Source organism: Akkermansia sp. N21169, assembly GCF_029854675.1.
Taxonomy (GTDB): Bacteria; Verrucomicrobiota; Verrucomicrobiia; order Verrucomicrobiales; family Akkermansiaceae; genus Akkermansia.
In genome coordinates this window covers 147,090-166,609 of sequence record NZ_JARWNC010000037.1, presented here as the reverse complement: position 1 = coordinate 166,609, position 19,520 = coordinate 147,090, and the positions used below count along the sequence as shown (strand labels likewise).

The following is a 19,520-nucleotide window of genomic DNA, read 5'->3' as shown; positions in this document are numbered from 1 at the left end:
AAATAGCTGTTGTGAGTGGCAATAGGATTAGTTGGAGTCGCCCATGGTGACATGGAATACTTCATCGGCGGAGGTGAGCCCGGCCAGGATTTTACGGACGCCGTCTTCGCGGAGGGTTCTCATGCCGAGTTCCCGCGCCCGGTGTCTCAATTGGGGCGTGGTGAGGTTGTCATTGATCATGTTGCGCACTTCGTCGTCGATTTCGAAGATTTCAAAAAGTCCCATACGGCCTTTGTAACCCTTGTTGCGGCATTTGTCGCAACCGCGCGGCCCCTTGATCTGACCGGGGACGAGGCGGGAAACGTCGATATTGAGTGTCTGTGCCTGGCGATCGGTGAGGGAACCGTCCCGTTTGCAGTTGTCGCAAAGTTTGCGGACGAGTCGCTGGGCCATGACGGCACGGACGGCGGAAGCGATAAGGAATCGCTTGATGCCCATGTCTGCGAGACGGGCAACGGAGCTTGGAGCGTCATTGGTGTGGAGGGTCGAGAGGACAAGGTGACCCGTCAGGGATGCGTTGATGGCGATATTGGCAGTCTCGGCATCTCGAATTTCCCCGATCATGATGATGTTGGGAGCTTGTCGGAGCATGGCTCGGAGGGCTGCGGCGAATGTCATGCCGATGTCGGCCTTGACCATAACCTGATTGATCCCGGAAAGTTCGTATTCGACAGGGTCTTCCACGGTGATGATCTTCTTGTCCGGACGGTTAATGTAGTTCAAACAGGCGTAGAGCGTCGTTGTCTTACCGGAACCGGTGGGACCCGTTACCAGAATGATGCCGTCGGGCAGAGTGATGAGACGGTCAAAAGTAGCTTCATCGTCCGAGAAGAAACCGAGCTGAGGGAGACCGAGAACAAGAGCGGATTTATCCAGAATACGCATGACGATACTTTCGCCGTGGTTACTGGGGACGGAGGAGACACGGAGGTCGATTTGCTTGTCTTCTCCGACATTGGCTTGGATTCGTCCGTCCTGAGGCATTCGTTTTTCGGCGATGCTCATGGTAGAGCTCATAACCTTGATACGGGCGATGATAGGGCCGAGGAGCTTTTTGGGGTGCGTGGCGGTTTCGATGAGTTTGCCGTCCACACGGAAACGAATGCGAAGGCGGTCTTCCATCGGTTCGATATGGATGTCGGATGCCCGCATCTTGTGGGCGTCGACGAGCATTTGCTGGACGAGGCGAATGATAGGAGCGTCTCCGTCTTCGTCGCCGAAGGACATACCGGCAGCCGGCATGATTTGTTCCGGATAGTATTCTTCGAGGGCTTTTTTGATAGCCGATGCCGTGGCGACATGGAAGATGACGTCACGCTTCAGGATGGCGGGAAGGCTGTCGAGCGTTTCAAAATTGAGCGGATCGGCAATGGCGATGTTGAGCGAAAAACCGTCGTCTGCAAAGGGAATAGCTTTGAAACGGCGGGCCGTATCAGCTGGAATCATGGCGATGATTTCCGGAGGGACAGACATGGAAGCCAGGTCGATGACAGCCATTGCTGCGTTGTTGGCGCATACGGCGGCAATGATGTCTTCCGTCAGGTACTGAAGTCTGATCAGGGCATCAATCAGTGATTCGGGCGGAGAGATCTGGCTCTGCGCGTACTGAATGATTTCCGGAGACAGGTAGCCCGCCTCCGTTAGAAGCTCAATGAGATAGGATTCGTTAGAATACACGTCGGGATGAGGATTGATTTTCGAGAGAGACAGCACGTTTCCGCACCGTATTCAATATCCCTTATTCTATGACAGATGGGAGGGGGAAAGTCAACCGAAGGAAGCCCGGGAAGTCGTTAAAAGTGCTATTTTTTTGTAGGATAGGCACTTTGGTATGTACATTGGCTATACAGACTGGGCTAAATCTATGAGTTCGTCCATTGTTTTGATGTGAACGAGCCGGGATCGGAGGTCTTTTGCTCCCGGGAATCCTTTGGTGTAGGCGACGAAGCGGGCGCGCATGAATTTCATGGTGTGAAGTTCGTCTCCGTATCTGCCGGATTCCAGAGAAAGCCTGGCGTGCCGTATGATGAGATCCCATTTGTCGCGGATACTTTTGCGGGGGAGGTGTTCGCCGTGAGTGAGGTAGTGTTTGGCTTCGGAGAATATCCAAGGATTTTCCATGGCGGCACGGCCAATCATGATTCCACGGACGGCGGAGGTGTTCCGGATATGTTCTACCATTTGAGCGGAATTGACGTCGCCGTTTCCGATGATGGGAACGGAAGCGGCGCGTGCGCAGAAATCGATCATATCCCAGTCAGCTTTGCCGGAGTATTGCTGGGCGCGCGTTCTGCCATGGATGGTGATCATGGAGATACCTTCATCCGTGAGGATCCTGCAGGTTTCCGGAGTACAAATGGAGTCGGCGTCCCAACCGGTTCTGATTTTGGCGGTGACGGGGACGAGGTCTCCGACGGCCAGGATAACTCCCCGTGCGACGGAGGCAAGGAGGGGAAGGTTTTTGAGAAGGGATGAACCTCCGTTTTTACCGACGACTCTGGAGACGGGGCAGCCGCAGTTGATATCAATGAAGTCCGGGCGGAGTTCGTTGACAATGATTTTAGCGGCTTCGCCCATGTTGCGACCGTCCGCCCCGAAGAGCTGGATACCAATGGGGCGGTGGACTTCTTCGAATTCTGTGTAACGCCTGTTGCGTTCCCAGCAGGCAAGAACGCCTTCAGCAGAGACGAATTCTGTGACGACGACATCGGCCCCCATTTCTTTGCACAAGGAACGGAAGACTGGATCGGTGACTCCGGCCATGGGAGCCAGGAACAATGGGAATGCTCCGTTGTCGAACCAAGGCTGATGCATGGGTATTGATTGGCGGGGTCAGACGCCCTTCCCAAGACGTTCGGCCAGCATGGGTGGAAGGCCGGCATTCAGAATTTTTTGCTGGGTTTTGGCAATGTCGTATTCGACGCGGCGGAAGTACACGGCATTGGTATCGGTGTCGAACACACAGTAGCTGGCGCGCCAGTCGTTGTCGCGCGGCTGACCGACGGAACCGACGTTGATGAAGTATTTCTTACCGGGTTCCGGGCAGAAGTCGTTGGCCGCGTATTCGGTGGCTCCTCCGTTTTCGAAGACGAAGATTTTGGGCACGTGGGTATGCCCGTGGAAGCAGATGTTGGTAAACTGGAAGTTGAAGTTGGAAACTGCGTCGAATTTATTGACGATGTAATGCCAGAGGGAGGGCTGGTCCAGTGTGGAGTGGACGATGGTGAAGGGGGGGACGTTACGTACCATGCGGAGCCGTCTCAGCCATTCCTTTTGTTCTTCCGAGAGCTGGCTGCGCGTCCACATCAGGGCGTTGTAAGCCACGGGATTCATTTTTTCCGGGTTGTTGTCGCTGGAGGCGGCTTCGTCATGGTTGCCTTTGACGACTGGGCAATCGAGGGTTCGGATGATTTCCAGGCATTCGGATGGCGATGCATTGTAACCGACGATGTCTCCCAGGCAAGCGATGGAGGTACACCCCATGGCCTGGATGTCTTGCTGGACGGCTTCCAGGGCTTCCTGATTGGCATGAATGTCGCTGATGATTGCAAATCTGCTCATGGTACTTGGGACAATATGAAGGTGAAGAGAGGCTTTGCCAAGCCGGGAATGCTTATTTTTTCTTCTCCGGTGCGGGAGGGAGGGCATCCAGAGCTTCCCTGATTCCGTCCGTCGGGTAGCCGAGGCCGTTGGAGAGCTGGTTGATGAAGGAGACCCTGGCTAGTTTGTCGGAGGGGAAGAGTTCCCGGAAAGGGATTCTGTCCTTTTCCGGTACGTTCAATCTGTTTTGCAAGGCAAAGAGAGTTGTTGCCATGCTGGGGAGGCGGTTATCGGGGGTTTTGTAGAGTTCTTTTCCGAGTTCCCAGGCTTCTTTCGCCTTGCCGGGGATGCGCGCGAGGGAATAGAATTGCTGACGGGAAACAATAGAAGGGGCGCCCAGTTCTTTGGCGCGGGCATAGGCATCGGCGGCTTGCTGGAAGTCGGGATAGCGTTTGGTGTCGCTGAGGATGTTGCCGAGGCGGGACTGGACTAACCAGTCGTCGGGGTTGGTTGCAGCTCCTTTGCGGAGGAAGTTCTTGCCTTTGTCGATGTATTCTCTGTAAAGGCGTCTTTTTTCCGACATCGGGAGGTGATCGTGGTCGTCACGCAGAAATGAGGATGCGGCGTTGTAGGCCAGATGCCAGGCTCCCGTGTCCCAGTAAAAGGCTGTATGGGGGGCCAGGGTAACAATTTGTTTGTAACGGCGTTCGACTCCGTGCCAGTCTCCCTGGCGAAAGCTTTCGAAGGCTTCCAGACTTAGGAATGCGGCAACGAGGGAACGTAGTCCTCCAAGGGAGATCATGGCCATTTGCTGGTTGAGGGCATCGCCGCCGGCAAGCGTCTCCTCGGGGAGAAGTCCTGCTTGATTTTCTCTCCTGAGGATGGAGTTTTCCCAAGGCATGAGAGCTGTACCGAATAAGCCGCAGGAGATCAGAAGGACGAGAATGTTTTTCAACATGGGAGGGAAGGCAGGGGAAAATCAAGAGGGTTGCATGCCAAGACGTTCGCGGATCTCACGGTCGAGTTGTTCCCATTCCGGGATGCTGGCTCCGGCTTCGCGAGCTTTGGCTATAGGAGCCCCCCAGATGGCTTCGTACTCAATGGGGCGGCCCATGTTGTAGTCGATAGCGCTGGACGGGGTGAAGCCTCCCATGGTTTCCGTCCTCTGCATGTGGTAGTCGACGAGATCGTCGCGGAGGGTATAGCCCCGGGCTTTGGCCGCAGAAACTACTTCTTCCATGATACGGCGTGCACGCTCGACATTGGATGGGTCTTTGTAGAGTTCACCGACAGAGATGCCGCCCTTGGCCAGGCACATGCCGTTGAAGGGGATGTTCCAGACGAGTTTGAACCACTGGATTTTTTCCGCTTCGGCAAAGGCTCGGGTCGGGATGGGGGCTTTACCGAACAGTTCGGCCAGCTCTTCCGCTTTGGCTGTGCCTTCCGGGGTTGGGATGAAGGGGGCGAACTGGATGTTGCCTCCTTCCAGATGGGAAATGACGCCAGGATCAGTCCTCATGGCACAGATGAAACAGAGTCCGACGAATATTTTTTCCGCAGGGATGACTTGTGCGATGGCTTCTGCATTGCCCATGCCGTTCTGGAGCGTGAGGACGATGGTGCCGGGACCCATCAGGGGAGGCAGGGCTTCCTTGAGATGGGAATTGGCTGTTGTTTTCCAGGCTACGATGACCAGGTCGACCGGGCCGACTTCTTCCGGAGTTCGGTATACTTGTACGTTAGGGAGACTGATGTCCCCATGGAGGCTGCGGACTTGAAGTCCATGTGTTTTAACGTAGTCGTATTCCGACCGCATGATGAAGCGGACGTCGTTTCCGGTTTCGACGAGGCGGGAGCCGTAGTAACATCCAAGGGCTCCTGCTCCGAGAACGGCTATTTTCATAATTGATGGCAATGGCTTGAATCGTATCGTCAGAGTAGTTTTTGACGACAATGAGGGAAATAATGCTGTGGAGGAGGCGGCAAAACGTCAGACGCCGTGGATGGTGCCGTCGTCGTCCAGTTCAATGCTCGTGGCATTGGGAATGCGGGGCAGGGCGGGCATGCGCATGATTTCCCCGCAGAGGGCGACGAGGAAGCCTGCTCCGTTGGCAATTTCGAAGTCTCGTACGGTAACGGTGAATCCTTTGGGGCGGCCGCGGAGTTTGGCATTGTCGGAGAGGGAATTCTGCGTTTTGGCCATGCAGACGGGAAGATTGGTCAAACCGCAGGACTCGAAGAGTGCGAGTTTTTTGCGTGCAGCAGGGGTTAGTTCCACTCCATCGGCACCGTAGATTTTCGTAGCGATCGTGCGGATTTTTTCTTCGACGGGAATGTTGACTTCATACAGAGGTTTGAAGTTGGGGCTGGGGCGGTCGGCGGCGGCGATGACTTTTTCCGCGAGTTCCCTGCCTCCTTCTCCTCCATTGGCGAAAATGTCCGCCACGGCGCAGTCGACTCCGCGGTCTTTGCAGAATTCGCGGATCGCCAGGAGTTCTTCTTCGTTGTCATCTGCAAATTTGTTAATGGCGACGACAACGGGCCGCTGGAAATTGGCTGCGGCATCCAGGTGGGCTGCCAGATTGGGAAGGCCGGCTCGGACGGCATCGACATTGGGGACTTTGAGGTCGGCCAGGGCCGTACCTCCGTGCATTTTGAGGGCGCGGGCCGTGGTGACGATCACGATGGCGTCTGGAGCGAGGCCAGTCTGACGGCATTTGATGTCGAGGAATTTTTCAGCGCCGAGGTCGAATGCGAATCCGGCTTCCGTGACGGCGTAGTCCCCATATCGGAGAGCCATCCTGGTGGCCAGGACGGAGTTGCAACCGTGGGCGATGTTGGCAAACGGGCCTCCGTGGAGAAAACAAGGGACTCCTTCCATGGAACGAACGAGGTTGGGCATCATGGCGTCTTTAAGGAGAGCCATGACGGCTCCCGTGATACCGAGTTCTTTGGCGAATACGGGTTTGTCGTCTACGGTGAAGCCGATGACGATACGGTCGATGCGGCTTCTCATGTCGGCATAGGAAGTGGCTAGGCAGAGACAGGCCATGATTTCCGAGGCGGGCGTAATGTCGAACGAGCTTTCGCGAGGAAATCCTTGTTTGTTGAGACCGACGATGATGGAACGCAGGCAACGGTCGTTCATGTCCATGACCCGCTTCCATGTGACTTTGCGCTCATCAAGGTTGATGGTACGGTAGAAAAGGGCGTTGTCGATGACGGCGCTGATGAGGTTATGGGCGGAAGTGATGGCGTGGAAGTCGCCGGTGAAATGCATGTTGATTTCTTCCGTCGGGATAATCGTACTCTTTCCTCCGCCGGTAGCGCCGCCCTTACGTCCGAAAACGGGACCCATGGATGGCTGGCGCAGAGCTAGGCAAACTTTTTTCCCCAGAACCTGCAATCCCTGTGCAAGGCCTACGGAGATGGTGGTTTTCCCTTCTCCCGATGGGGTGGGGGTGATGGCGGAAACCAGGATGAGCTTTCCCTGCTTATGATTGTCATCCAGTGCTTTAATGGAGACTTTGGCTTTGTTGCGGCCCATGGGCAGAATATATTCCGGTTCTGCACCGATGCGTTCCAGACAGTCTGAGAAAGTAGATTGTTCCATAAATGAATATCATGCAGAATATTCGCGGGAAATCAACAATTCATCGCGTTTATTCTTCCATGAGACGATTCATTAGGAAAAACTGGAAATCCTGCGGGACGACTTGAAGAAGGCGAAAAGCGTTAGTGCCGCGATAATTCCGCAAATGGTTAGGGACGCTTTCTTAATGTCGGAGAGCCGGATGCGGTTTTCTTCCATGCGTTTGCTGAGGATGGTGCCGGCTTCGAAGCGTTTGCTTTCCAGTTCGTCGCTGATGCGCGAGCATTCGATCTGGGCGGAGTGAAGAATTCCTGTCAGAATGTTGCGTTCCATCTTGTATTCTTCTTCCAGTTGCTCCAGAAGGTTGATAGAGACTATGGTTCTGGAATGGTTTTGCCTGCTGTTTTTGACGGCATCGGAACGATGGTCTATTTTTCTGAGGAGGGTGATGAGTTCTTTTCGTTCCTGAGCGTATTTCAATTCTCCTTCCTTGATTTGAAGCTCTTGCGAGAGGCGATTTTTATAATCTTCCTGTTTGAGTGCCCTGTGTTTTTTATTCATGTTGTTTCTGGCCTGGGCGACGACGCTGGGGACTGTGCCGGATTGTCTGCCGCGGAAGATGCGGTGCTCTTTTTTGAGGTTTTCCAACAGTTGCCAATCCCGTGAAATGATATGGTCGATTTTGGCGGAACGGTCGGACATCCTGGTTTCAAGGTTCTGGAGGGTTTCTTCAAATTGAATTTGCTTTTTTTCCAGAGCTTCTTCGATGCATCTGCGCTGGGCTCGCAGACGGTTCAATTCGTTTTGGACGGTTTGCGAGCGAACCTTGGTTTTGGATTTGTTCAGTTCTTCCTCCTTGCGGATGCTGGTTTTGATGGTGCGGTATTGGCTGGCGAAGGTTGTCTCCGTCTGTCGGATTTCCTCCTGGGTGACAGTCAGATAGATCTGGGCGTGTTCCAGCGATTGTTCAAGTTCCTTGCATTCTTCATGGAGACGGTTGATTTCTGCCTGAACAAGGGAAGGGGAGAGCTTTTTTTCCTGGACGGAGTAGTAGTAGAAGCCTGAACAGCAGACAAGAATAAGAACCATGAACAAAAGGTACCGCATGCAGAAAGAGAAGATTATTGCCCGGAATACATACAAATTTTCCGGTGTAACTCAACTAAAAAATCGAGATAGGATGGCTTCTAGGAGGATTTATCGATCCTGATAACCAAAGGAGGAGTAATGAAATTTTCTCCGTGATTGTCTTTTCCAAGGAGAGTAAGACTGAGAGATGCTGGTTGACGGACGATATGGAAACCGGAGATGCTGAATATCTGACCGGGGCATAGCAAGGGATGGGTGTTGAACACGGTATCTCCCTCTACCACATCCGACTGGTCTTCCGCCGAGTTGATAATCCACTTGCGGCCGATGAGTCTGACTGGTTCCTTGGAAATATTGCGCATGCTGATGTTCAGCATGATAGAGTCATAGCCATCAGGCAGTGAAGAAGGCTGCTCCGACACCATCACGGAGGCCGCGATGCGGAATTCCAGACATTCGGATACGGGCAGTTGCTTCATGACGGGGTCTGTCAGGCGGAGAAGCCCCCGAGAGCCGTTTTGACGAGGCTGACGGCGGTCTCGCGCAACTTTTTGATGGTTTCTTCGGTCGGTTCCGGAGTTTCCGGGGAGAGCGTCATTTGTGCCTGGATGCGTTCAAGGAGTTTTCGGATACCCTGAATGTCGCGGCGTTGCTGCATTTCCGGTTCCAGTCCGCCAAGGATTTCCACAAAATATTCGGGGACGTCGGGTTGGAAGACGACTTTTGCCTGATCCGGCGAGAATTTTTTGTCAAGCGCGGCAGTGGCGGCGTCAAGGGCGCGGATCCATCCTCCGAGTGCAATCAGATGGGCCATATCGGGATCGCGAAGGGAAGCGAGTTCCTGTTCGACGTCGTTCTGGGTCAGGGCCAGATTGTTTTTAAAGTTGGTGAGATCTCCGTCTTCCGCGTTTTTCAACAGGCTGGCCGCATGGCGGTTGACGCGTTCGCCGGCGCCCATGGCTTTGGCGTAACGAGAGAGATCAAGAGCGATGGGACGTACTTCGTTCATTTTACCGCACTGGACAATGATGAATCCGTCCGCCATCAGGAACCCCATTTCCAGAGCGAGGGAGGAACGGTCGACTGGCAATTTGTCCGGGCGTTTTCGGATGGCTGTTTCTTCCGGGATCGGGGGAAGGCCTTCCAGGTCTTCAAAGATCTTTTTGATAGATGGCGCCGTGAATTCATTGACGCCCAGCTCTTCTTTCATATGTGATTCGTCAAGCAGGCGTTCAGGAATGACCGGTTGACTCTTTTCTTCAACTACAGGTTTTTCCTGGGCCCAGGCATACGTCAGAGAAGCAGCGCCTGCCAATGTCAGCATAGAAAGTTTATTCATGGAAGCTGGTGAGAAAAGGTGTGATGTATCAATGTACTTGACTCCGCCCTCATGGTGGCTTATGCAAGCCGTTCGTCAAGAAAATCTGCCAAAATTGACGCAGATGTGACAAAGAATCCCTCTCCACGCCATGCCTACTCAAGATATCATCTGGTATTCTGCTTATATTCTCGTCCTCATTGGAATGTCAGGTTATGGCTTACACCGTTTGATTATTGTGTACCTCTATTGGAAAAACGTACGCAACCGGCCCGAACCACGAGCTCATTTTGACGAATTGCCGGTTGTGACTGTTCAACTTCCGATGTATAATGAAATGTTTGTGGTGGATCGTCTTCTTGAATCCGTGGCTGCGCTGGATTATCCCAAAGAGAAGTTGGAGATACAGATTCTAGACGATTCTACTGACGGGACAACGGAACTGTGCATGAAGAAAGCAGAAGAATTGCGTTCCCGTGGCTATGATGCAGTTTGCCTGCATCGTACGGACCGGACAGGTTTTAAGGCCGGAGCCCTTGAAGAGGCCACGCAGGTGGCCAAGGGGGATTTTCTGTTTATTCTTGATGCGGATTTTCAGCCTCATTCCGACGTTCTGATGAAACAGATCCATTATTTTACCGATGACAAGGTGGGACTGGTTCAAACACGCTGGGAACATATTAACCGCAATTACAATCTGTTGACCCGCGTGCAGGCGTTGTTTCTGGACGGTCACTTCATGATGGAGCAAACTGCCCGCAACCGTTCCGGACGGTTTTTCACCTTCAACGGAACGGCCGGCATTTGGCGCAAAACAGCCATTACCGATGCCGGCGGCTGGGAACACGACACGCTGACGGAGGATATGGATCTTTCCTACCGTGCCCAGATGAAGGGGTGGCATTTCATCTTCCTGAACGATGTGGTGACTCCGGCGGAGCTTCCCGTGGATATGAACGGCTTCAAGGCTCAGCAGCATCGTTGGACGAAAGGCTCCATCCAAGTGTGCCAGAAAATGCTCTTCGATATTCTTCGTTCGTCCGCCCCTCTGAAAGCCAAACTGGAAGCGACGACGCACCTGACAGCCAATTATTCCTATCTTCTGCTCATCCTTTTGTGTTGCCTGATTTATCCGGTTGCCATGGGGAATTTTAATTTTCAGCATTCGATTTATATTATTTTGATTAATCTGCTTCTTTTTTTCTTTGCTTCGATTGCTGTTTGCATCTTTTATGTGAGCGCCCAGATTGCCATCCGTCCTCGTAGTTGGTGGAAGGAACTGCCTTACCTCCCCGTGCTCCTGGCACTGGGTATCGGTATGGCCGTCAACAATGCCAAGGCAGTACTGGAGGCTATTGTGGGACACCAGTCCAGTTTTGTGCGTACTCCCAAATATGGTATCGGAGGCGAAGACGGACGCAAGGAAGGATCGCTCTTGAAGAAGCGCGGATACAAGGCGATCAAGTCGGTGATTGTGCCCGTTCTTGAACTGGCGTTTGGTTGCTTTTTCCTGTGGATGATTATTGAGTTATTGATCAGAGGCAATATCATTTCCGCCGTGCTGATGAGCCCGTTCCTTGGTTTTTTCTATACGTCTTTGTGTTCCTTTGGACAGATGTTGTCCTGTCTGTCCTCGAAAAAAGATGAGGTCCAGGCATAATTGTCCTAGGCAAGAGTGATTTTTTTTGCTTTATATTTCCTAATTAATCCGTTTTACTACTTTTATTAGGTTTATCTATGTTTAGCCGTCTCTTTTCATGGGCTGTTATATCAGGCATGGCTGTATGTTCCATGGTGTCCTGCCGCCATTCGGAGCCTTCCCCTTCGGCTGTTGTTACGGATGGGGTTGTTATTAGTGTCAAGGATCAGAAACTTGCCTTGATGCGTAAGGGAAAAATTGTTCGTACCTATCCCGTTAGCACTTCCAAATTCGGTTTAGGCGACCAGCGAGGCAGTTGCCGCACGCCTTTGGGCGTTCACAGCGTTGCCGCCAAGATCGGAGATAACCAGCCTCGTGGCATGGTTTTTAAGAGCCGGAGGCCGACAGGCGAAGTTGTAGTTCCCAATTCTCCCGGCCGCGATCCCATCGTGACGCGCATTCTCTGGTTGAAAGGCGAGGAAAACCGTAACAAAAATGCCTTTGCCCGCAATATTTACATTCATGGCACGGCCGAGGAACGTTCGATAGGCAGGCCTTCGTCCTACGGTTGCATCCGGATGAAGAGCAGCGATATTCTGGACGTGTACCAGTATGTACAGAGGGGGGAACCTGTCGTGATTGACCGTTGTTCTCTGGCTGCTTCTGAACAGATGGCAGGCAAACTCATGGTGGATCGCAATATGCAGGCCCAGGCCATACAGTCGGCGAATATGAATGCGCAACGCCGTTCATCCCGATCCTCTTCTTCCAAGGCCATTGCTTCGAGCAGAAAGTCCGGCAAGGCGAAAAAGAGCCGATCCTCTCGCCGGGTCGGAAATGAATTGGCAAAAATTTCTCGTAGTGGCGGACGGGTGAGTAAGGGATGAATCCCCCCCCTCTGCGAGAGACTTCCCCTGTCCATTCGGTTACTTCGATATCTTTGAATTATGTTGAGAACATCCCGCATCAAGAAAGTCGATTTTGTTACGGTTCACCAGTTTTACACGAAGTACAAGGATTCCTTGCAGCTTGAACTGATCAACAGCCCCGCCGGGTTGACCCGGAAGATTAGCGAACCGGCTATTAATCGTCCCGGTCTGGCTATTGCTGGATTTTATACCTATTTCGCCCACAAGCGCATCCAGGTGTTTGGCGCGGCGGAAGTGGCCTATCTGTTCCGCCTTCCGGCAGGAATGCGTCGTTCGCGCGTGCTTAGGATGTACAAGTGCGAAGTGCCTTGCATTGTCTTTTCCCGCGACCAGGAACCGCCGGCCGAAGTTTTGGAATTGGCCGATGAAGCGAATGTCTGTGTGTTCCGGACGAGCTTGGTTACAATGAAATTTGTCAATGCGGCAACGATTATTCTGGAAAACGAGTTTGCCGAAAGTACCACCGTGCATGGCTGCATGTTGGATTTGCGTGGAATCGGCATTCTGATTTGCGGCAAGAGCGGCGTAGGGAAGAGTGAAGCAGCCTTGGGATTGATCGAACGCGGAGGGGCTCTTGTCGCCGATGATGTTGTTCAGATCCGCAACATTGGCGGAGAACTGGTGACGAGCGCTCCGGAGATGAGCCGCGGCTTTTTGGAAGTGCGGGGCCTTGGCATCGTCAATGTGACAAACCTGTTCGGATTGAAGGCTTCCCGCAATCACAAGAGACTGGATCTGATTATTACTCTGAAAGCGGCTGCCGATATGTCTGATGTCGATCGTCTGGGACTGGAACGGAAAAAGATTACTGTCATGGGAGAACAGATTTATCACGTTGAACTTCCCGTGGCTCCCGGCCGTGATACGGCGCGTTTGATTGAAGTGGCTGCCATTGACCAGCAGTTGAAAAGCAATGGATATGACATGGCCGGCGAGTTTAATAAACGACTTTTGGACAAACTCTCCGAGGGCAGTGTCGAGGAAAGAAATTAAAAAAGAAGCTTGGAGTCTTTCGTCATTTCGTGTAGAAACCCTCTGAAGCAATCCCTCGAACTCTCCATGGTCACCAAGGAACTTACCATCATCAATAAACTCGGTATTCACGCTCGTCCCGCTGCTCAATTCGTGAAAGCGGCCAGTAAGTTCGTTTCCGATATTATTGTTGAAAAAGATGGAGAAGAAGTTGACGGGAAGAGCATTATGGGATTGATGATGCTGGCGGTAGGACATGGCTCCAAGATTACGGTTTCTGCGACCGGGGAGGATGAAGAGGAAGCGCTCAATGCATTGGAATCTTTGATCGAACGCAAGTTCGAAGAAGACGAATAAAATTTTCCACATGATTGTTCCGGTTCTCCGGATCGGGGCTATATTCTTCCGGGAGAATTCCGGGAAACCTCATCATTACTAACGAAGGGAAGACGAAAAACGATGCCATCCCAGACGATTGGGCTTACCTCTGAAGAATTGTGTTTGAAGGGGGTAGCTGTATCTTCCGGTATTGCCATCGGCGAACTCCTTCTCCGGTTTTCCTCCCATTTGTGTCCGGAAAAGTTTCCGATTACGAAAGATGCCGTGGAGCAGGAATTGGAACGTTTCCAGAAGGCTTTGGAAATTACTGAACAGCAAATTGAAGCTCTTCAGGAAAGAACCCGGACTGTTTCCGGTGAGAAGAACGCTTCGATTTTCGATGCCCACATTCTGTTTCTGAAGGATAGCATGATGCTTTCCCAGGTCAGGAAGGGAGTCGAGGAATCGCTATTGAATGTGGAGTATGTGTTCTACAATACGGTGCAGAGATACTTGCTGGTTATGCAAAGTCTCGGGGACGATTATTTGAGGAACCGTGGTATCGATCTGGAAGATGTCCGTTCCCGCGTCCTGCACAACATGCACTTGCAACAGGAGGACGAACTGGCAAAAGCTTACTATGCCAGCAGCCATATTCTAGTCGCCAACGACTTGAATCCATCCGACACGGCGGCTATGGATGTGGACCAGGTGCTGGGATTTGTTACCGAGCAGGGGTCTGCCATGTCCCATACCGCTATTCTTGCTCGTTCAATGGGTATTCCGGCTATTGTCGGTATGGAGGATGCCATGCAGAGGATTACTGACATGCACGCCCGTTGCGCCATTCTTGATGGCTATGAAGGGGTGCTGATTATTAATCCGTCCCAGGAGACGATTTCGAAATACAAGCGGATCCAGATGGAGAAGAAACGCGCATACCGTGCGTTGGAGAAGATGAAGAATCTTCCAACCGTGACGCTTGACGGCCATCATGTCTGCCTGGCTCTCAATGTGGAATTCCCGCACGAACATGAAGGGATGCGCGAAGTCGGGGCCGAAGGAATCGGATTGTTCAGAACGGAGTTTTTCCTTCTAGGGGACGGGGAACACCCGATGCCCGGAGAGGATGAACAAACGCGCCGTTATGAAGAACTCGTGACGGGATGTGCCCCCTACGAAGTCGTTTTCAGGACGCTTGATGCGGGAGGCGATAAATTGCCGATGGAAAAATCCGATCCCGAACCCAATCCATTCCTGGGATGGAGGGGGATCCGTGTTTCTTTGAGTTGCCGGGAAATGTTCAAGACCCAGCTGAAAGCGATTTTGCGGGCTAGCGCCAAAGGGGCTGCTTCCGTGATGTTTCCAATGGTGTCAGGTCGCACCGAGGTAATTCTGGCTAAGACGATTTTGCAGGAATGCCGGGATGAATTGGATGCTGCGGGCATTCCTTATGGCAAGGATTTGAAAGTGGGGATCATGGTGGAAGTGCCGAGTGCCGCCATGCTGGCGGATGTTCTGGCACAAGAAGTGGACTTTTTCTCCATCGGAACCAATGATTTGACTCAGTACGCCATTGCCGTGGATCGCATTAACAGCCGTGTTGCCCATATGTTCCGTCCGACTCATCCCGGAGTCGTACGCATGATGGATATGACGATTCGGGCCGGTAAAAAGCATGGGATTCCGACCACGATTTGCGGCGAGGTAGCGGGGGATATCCTGCTGCTTCCCCTGATTGTAGGTTTGGGAGCCAGGGAACTTTCCGTTGGGGGGCATTTAGTGCCTATTTTGCGTTATGCCATTCGGAGCTTGAATTATGAAGAGTGCAAACGCATTGCTCAGGAAGCCCTGATGGCTCCGGATAGCCACACCGTTTTCAAACTGAGTTCGGAACTGGCAAGAAAGTCGTACCCGATTCTTTTTGAATAATCGGACGAGGACATGAAAAAAGCTGTGCCTGCCTTGATGATGCAGATCACAGCTTCGATATATGGAAATGTTTCCAAAGAGAAATTCAAGAAAGAGGCGTTACTCCCTTTTTCAAGATGATGTTGCCGTATTTGGCTGTTTCTCCGGAAAGAACAACGGCATAGGCGGACATGGCGCGTTCGTAGAAAGCGAAACGTTCCATACGTTCGATTTCTCCTTCGTATCCGAGGGCTTCCCGGTATTTGGCTTCGACTGTCGGGTCGAGCGTATCTCCGGGAACGGCGTCCATCATGACGACGGGCGTGGCATAGGCATCCAGTTCGAACAGGGGAATGATGCCGGAGAGCAGAGTGGTTGCACCGATCCCGTCCGCGCGGACGACATTGGCATTGAAGGTGTGGGCGGGGAAGTGGGCGTCGGAGATGACGATTTCGTCTCCATGACCCATTTCGGCGAGGATCTTGAGTAGTTCAGGGCTGATGGCCGGAGAAATTCCTTTAAGCATATGATTTGGTTGTGAATTGGTTGAAAGGGGGGTATTAGCGCGAAAAGATGTTCCGGTACAGAGCGGCATCCGGACCGGGTTCGTAGGTTTCGTAGGCGATGCCGAAGGCATCCCGGGCTGCTTCCGGAGTGGGATAGATTCCTGCACCGGCAAAGGCGAACATGGAAGCTCCCAAAACAGTACTTTCAGAAACTTTGGAGACTTTGACAGGGATATTGAGGATGTCGGCACGGATTTGCGTCCATACTTTGTTGCGGGCTCCCCCTCCGACGAGAACGAGGCATTTGCTTTGGAAGCCTCCGACGGATTCCAGGCGTTCCAGGCGGGATTTGAGCCTGAGCGTGAGAGCTTCCATGGCTGCCCGGTAGATATGAGCGCGCGTCCTTCCGAGGACAAGGCCGTTGATGGAGCCTTTATGTGGATCGGAGGGTAGGAAGTCGGGGACAAGCGTAACTCCGTTGCTGCCGGGCGGGATGGCTGCGGCTTCGGCATCCATCGTGTCGTAGGATTCGCCATTGAAGCAGGTGCTCTTGACCCATTCGATGATGCCGGAACCGATCCACTGGAGACCGGGATTGCGCAGGGCGGGGTCGGCATCAAGTTCGGCAGTGGCTCCGTCATGGTAATCCTCGGGAGAAAGACTGGCCTGAGCGGAGCGAACCATGAGAATTTCCCAAGTTCCGGAGGAGAGGACTGGCTGGTCTTTTTCCGCTCCCGAGCCAAAGACGGCAAACTGAGTATCGTGGCCGGTGGAGATGACGGGGACGCCAGCCAGGGGAAGTCCCAGGGCTTCTGCGGCTTTCGAGGTGATTGTTCCGATGGTTTCTCCAGCATTGACCATGGCAGGGAAGAGGCTGCGTTCCAATCCGAGAGCGGAGAGTATTTCCGGGGAAAAATCTCCCGTGGAGAGATCCGTCATTTGAGAGGTACCGGCCATGGTGCGGTCCGTAGCCATGATTCCTGTGAGGCGGTAGGCCAGGATGTTTGAGATGAAGAGCCAAGCATGGGCTTGCCCGATGAGTTCCGGGCGATTTTCCTTGAGCCAGATCAGTTTGTAGATCGTGTTGAAAGCGAAGGCTCCGACGCCGGAAATACGGTTCAGTTCCTCTTGGGGCATATAGGAACCTACTTGTTCCATCACGTCTGCCGTCCGGGGACATTTCCAGGAAATGACGGGATAGAGGAGTTTTCCTTCCCGGTCAACGAGGGTTCCGTCGACTCCGAATGTTGTGATTGTAACCGCCTTGATTCGTGTTGGATCCAGTCCCTCCAGAGTTTTGCGGGCACAGGCGGCAAGCTGTTCCAGGATGCGATCCGCATCCCAGACATGGAAATCGGGATTTTCGCTTCCAGGGGTGGTACTGTTGGGCTGGGAGGCTTTGGCGACGATGGTTCCCTTGTCGTCGACGACCATGGCTCGCACGTTGGTTGCTCCGCAATCAAGACATAAGACAAACATGATGAATGAGTATGGAAATTATATATTCGGAATGACAGACCCCGGCTGAGGATAGGATATGAAAAAGAAGCGGGGGAGGCAATACCTCCCCCGCCCACACGCGGTACGGAATTAATTAATACTTGCCGTAGATTGGGCCGTAGGCTGCACAGGCACGGTAGTCGGAACCTTCCTTGTCCATTCCGAAGGAAGCCCAGGCGGACGGACGGAAGATTTGGCTGTCTTCGATGTTGTGCATGCAAACGGGGATGCGAAGCATCGAAGCCAGTGTAATAACGTCGGCACCGATATGACCATGAACGAGAACACCGTGGTTGGCTCCCCAGTTGGCCATGACGGAGTAAACGTCCGTGAAGGCTCCCTTGCCGGTCAGGCGGGGAGCAAACCAAGTGGTTGGCCAGGAGGGGTCGGTACGCAGGTTGAGCGTATTGTGCACGTCTGCCGGGAGGTCGACGCTCCATCCTTCGGCAAGCTGCAGGACGGGGCCGAGTCCCTTGACCATGTTGACGCGCAGCATGGTGAATGGTACGCCTCCTTTCGTCAGGAAGCAGGAAGAGTAACCACCTCCACGGAAATATTCCGAGATGGCCGGACACCATTTAGTGGCTTGCATGCAGAGTTTGGTGTCTTCACAGGTCACTTCCCAGTGGGGCTTCATGGTCGGCTTGCCTTCGGCATCCGTCATGGCGCAGGAACCGTCGAGGGCGGCAGCACCGGAGTTGATCAGGTGGATGAACCCGTTGGAAGCGGTACCTTCCAGAGTGTGTCCGGTAACGCGCTTGACGGCATCCGGAGACCAATAGGTTCGGACATCGGCGAATATGGAGGCCTTGCCAGTCAACTGATAACCCAACAGGAGGCAGATGCCGTTGAGTGAGTCGTTTTCCGTGGCGACGGGCATGGGCGCACGGGGACCGTTCCAGTCGAAGGTGCTGTTAAGGAGGGCTTCCATCGTGTCGCCGTTCGGGTAAAAGTCCGTCCAGTGGCGCTGGCCTTGGAACCCGCCAAGGATGGCGTTGTAACCCATGCCTTCTTCGATGAACCCTTTGTCGCGGACGGCTTTGTTGCCCTGCATCATGTCGCGGACGATCATGGTCATCATGACGCATTCTTTGAGGATCTTTTTGTTTTCTTCCGGAGTCTTGCGGCTCTTTTCCGAGTTGCGATCCTCGCCCATGATGAAATTATCATTTACCCAGGACATGGCGAGCTGGAGTTCCTGAACATCGTAGATGCCCAGTTCCATGCGGCGGCGAAGTTCCGTCATGTCAACGGCTTGAACACGCATGCCGAGGTAGTTTTCGAAAAGACTCTGGTCCACGATGGAGCCGGCAATGCCCATAGAGCAACCTCCGAGAGACATGTAGCTCTTGCCGCGGATGTCGGCGACGACAAGGCCTGCACGGACGAAGCGGAGGATTTTTTCTTCGACATCGGCAGGGATGGTATCGTCCTGAGCGTCCTGGACGTCATGACCGTAAATGGAGAATGCGGGCAGACCTTTTTGAGTGTGCCCGGCGAGGGCGGCAGCCAGATAGACGGCTCCCGGCCGTTCCGTGCCGTTGAATCCCCAAATGGCCTTGGGGAGCAGGGGATCCATATCCATCGTTTCACTGCCGTAGCACCAGCAGGGCGTTACCGTGAGCGTCATGCCGACATTGTTGGCCTTGAATTTATCTGCGCACATGCAGGCTTCCGCCGTACCGCCGATGGTTGTGTCGGCAATGACGCATTTGACGGGGGAACCGTCAGCGTGGCGAAGAGTTGATTCGATGAGTTTGGCCGCACTGCGAGCCATGTTCATGGTCTGTTCTTCCAATGATTCGCGGACTCCGCGACGACGTCCGTCAATGACTGGACGAATACCTATCGTGGGATTTGTTTTCATATGATGAGAAAGATGTATCATTATGTATAATATACAGCAAGTGATTTTTATGCGGCACCATCTTCATTTTCTTCTTTGATGTGAGCATTGCGGAAGAAAAAGGCATAGAGAAGGACGATAGCGAAGCAAATGACGGGAATGAAGAAGGATTCGCGAACGGAAGATTCTACAATTTGCTGCTGCTGAGACTGGAATGCATTCATCTCCAGAGGCTTGGCGACAAGATCCGAAATTAGGGACGCCTGACCGGGGCTTGTTGAGACGAGAGCGGGAAGAAGTGTGAAGTTTCGGATTTGTTCCGTCCGGTCAGAGGGGGAGGGCAGTTTGGCCAGGTTGCCT

Annotated in this window: 17 protein-coding genes; 5 read left to right on the top strand and 12 right to left on the bottom strand. The window is 53.1% G+C overall.

The window, feature by feature from the left end:
* Positions 1-27 precede the first annotated feature (27 nt).
* The 9 genes from QET40_RS06420 to QET40_RS06380 form a co-directional block, all read right to left on the bottom strand.
* On the bottom strand, positions 28-1,713 hold the full coding sequence (locus QET40_RS06420; RefSeq protein WP_280126350.1) for an ATPase, T2SS/T4P/T4SS family: 1,686 nt from the start codon (positions 1,711-1,713) through the stop codon (positions 28-30).
* 129 nt (positions 1,714-1,842) lie between these two features.
* Positions 1,843-2,814 carry a tRNA dihydrouridine synthase DusB gene (gene dusB, locus QET40_RS06415; RefSeq protein ID WP_280126349.1) on the bottom strand — a complete coding sequence of 324 codons (972 nt, stop codon included), beginning with the start codon at positions 2,812-2,814 and terminating at the stop codon, positions 1,843-1,845.
* An 18-nt stretch (positions 2,815-2,832) separates the two neighbouring features.
* Positions 2,833-3,561, bottom strand: a complete 729-nt coding sequence (locus tag QET40_RS06410) for a metallophosphoesterase family protein (RefSeq protein WP_280126348.1) — start codon at positions 3,559-3,561, stop codon at positions 2,833-2,835.
* Between the two features lie 52 nt (positions 3,562-3,613).
* Entirely contained in the window at positions 3,614-4,498 is an 885-nt protein-coding gene (locus QET40_RS06405; protein WP_280126347.1) for a hypothetical protein, read from the bottom strand.
* A 21-nt stretch (positions 4,499-4,519) separates the two neighbouring features.
* Entirely contained in the window at positions 4,520-5,443 is a 924-nt protein-coding gene (locus tag QET40_RS06400; RefSeq protein WP_280126346.1) for a 2-dehydropantoate 2-reductase, read from the bottom strand.
* Between the two features lie 87 nt (positions 5,444-5,530).
* A complete protein-coding gene (locus QET40_RS06395; protein WP_280126345.1) occupies positions 5,531-7,153 on the bottom strand; it encodes a formate--tetrahydrofolate ligase in 1,623 nt (540 codons plus the stop codon).
* A 72-nt stretch (positions 7,154-7,225) separates the two neighbouring features.
* Positions 7,226-8,221: a hypothetical protein gene (locus tag QET40_RS06390; RefSeq protein WP_280126344.1), complete on the bottom strand. Its 996-nt coding sequence runs from the start codon at positions 8,219-8,221 to the stop codon at positions 7,226-7,228.
* A gap of 98 nt (positions 8,222-8,319) precedes the next feature.
* Complete coding sequence (locus tag QET40_RS06385) at positions 8,320-8,700, bottom strand: ApaG domain (RefSeq protein WP_280126343.1); 381 nt, start codon at positions 8,698-8,700, stop codon at positions 8,320-8,322.
* An 11-nt stretch (positions 8,701-8,711) separates the two neighbouring features.
* Entirely contained in the window at positions 8,712-9,560 is an 849-nt protein-coding gene (locus QET40_RS06380; RefSeq protein ID WP_280126342.1) for a hypothetical protein, read from the bottom strand.
* A gap of 130 nt (positions 9,561-9,690) precedes the next feature.
* Here QET40_RS06380 and QET40_RS06375 point away from each other — a divergent pair, with 130 nt between their 5' ends.
* The 5 genes from QET40_RS06375 (at position 9,691) to ptsP (ending at position 15,329) form a co-directional block, all read left to right on the top strand.
* Positions 9,691-11,199: a glycosyltransferase family 2 protein gene (locus QET40_RS06375; RefSeq protein WP_280126341.1), complete on the top strand. Its 1,509-nt coding sequence runs from the start codon at positions 9,691-9,693 to the stop codon at positions 11,197-11,199.
* Between the two features lie 116 nt (positions 11,200-11,315).
* Positions 11,316-12,065 (top strand): L,D-transpeptidase, encoded by a 750-nt coding sequence (locus QET40_RS06370; RefSeq protein ID WP_280126340.1) that lies wholly within the window; start codon positions 11,316-11,318, stop codon positions 12,063-12,065.
* Positions 12,066-12,125: 60 nt separating this feature from the next.
* Positions 12,126-13,100: an HPr(Ser) kinase/phosphatase gene (gene hprK, locus QET40_RS06365; protein WP_280126339.1), complete on the top strand. Its 975-nt coding sequence runs from the start codon at positions 12,126-12,128 to the stop codon at positions 13,098-13,100.
* 66 nt (positions 13,101-13,166) lie between these two features.
* Positions 13,167-13,436, top strand: a complete 270-nt coding sequence (locus tag QET40_RS06360) for an HPr family phosphocarrier protein (protein WP_280126338.1) — start codon at positions 13,167-13,169, stop codon at positions 13,434-13,436.
* Between the two features lie 102 nt (positions 13,437-13,538).
* Entirely contained in the window at positions 13,539-15,329 is a 1,791-nt protein-coding gene (gene ptsP / locus QET40_RS06355) for a phosphoenolpyruvate--protein phosphotransferase (RefSeq protein WP_280126337.1), read from the top strand.
* Positions 15,330-15,414: 85 nt separating this feature from the next.
* Here ptsP and fucU read toward each other — a convergent pair whose 3' ends face one another.
* The 3 genes from fucU to QET40_RS06340 form a co-directional block, all read right to left on the bottom strand.
* Positions 15,415-15,834: an L-fucose mutarotase gene (gene fucU / locus QET40_RS06350; RefSeq protein ID WP_280126336.1), complete on the bottom strand. Its 420-nt coding sequence runs from the start codon at positions 15,832-15,834 to the stop codon at positions 15,415-15,417.
* Positions 15,835-15,868: 34 nt separating this feature from the next.
* The gene (fucK, locus tag QET40_RS06345) at positions 15,869-17,293 is read right to left on the bottom strand and encodes an L-fuculokinase (protein ID WP_280126335.1); all 1,425 of its coding nucleotides are present in this window, start codon (positions 17,291-17,293) and stop codon (positions 15,869-15,871) included.
* Positions 17,294-17,408: 115 nt separating this feature from the next.
* Positions 17,409-19,181 (bottom strand): L-fucose isomerase, encoded by a 1,773-nt coding sequence (locus QET40_RS06340; protein WP_280126334.1) that lies wholly within the window; start codon positions 19,179-19,181, stop codon positions 17,409-17,411.
* Positions 19,182-19,520: the final 339 nt, after the last annotated feature.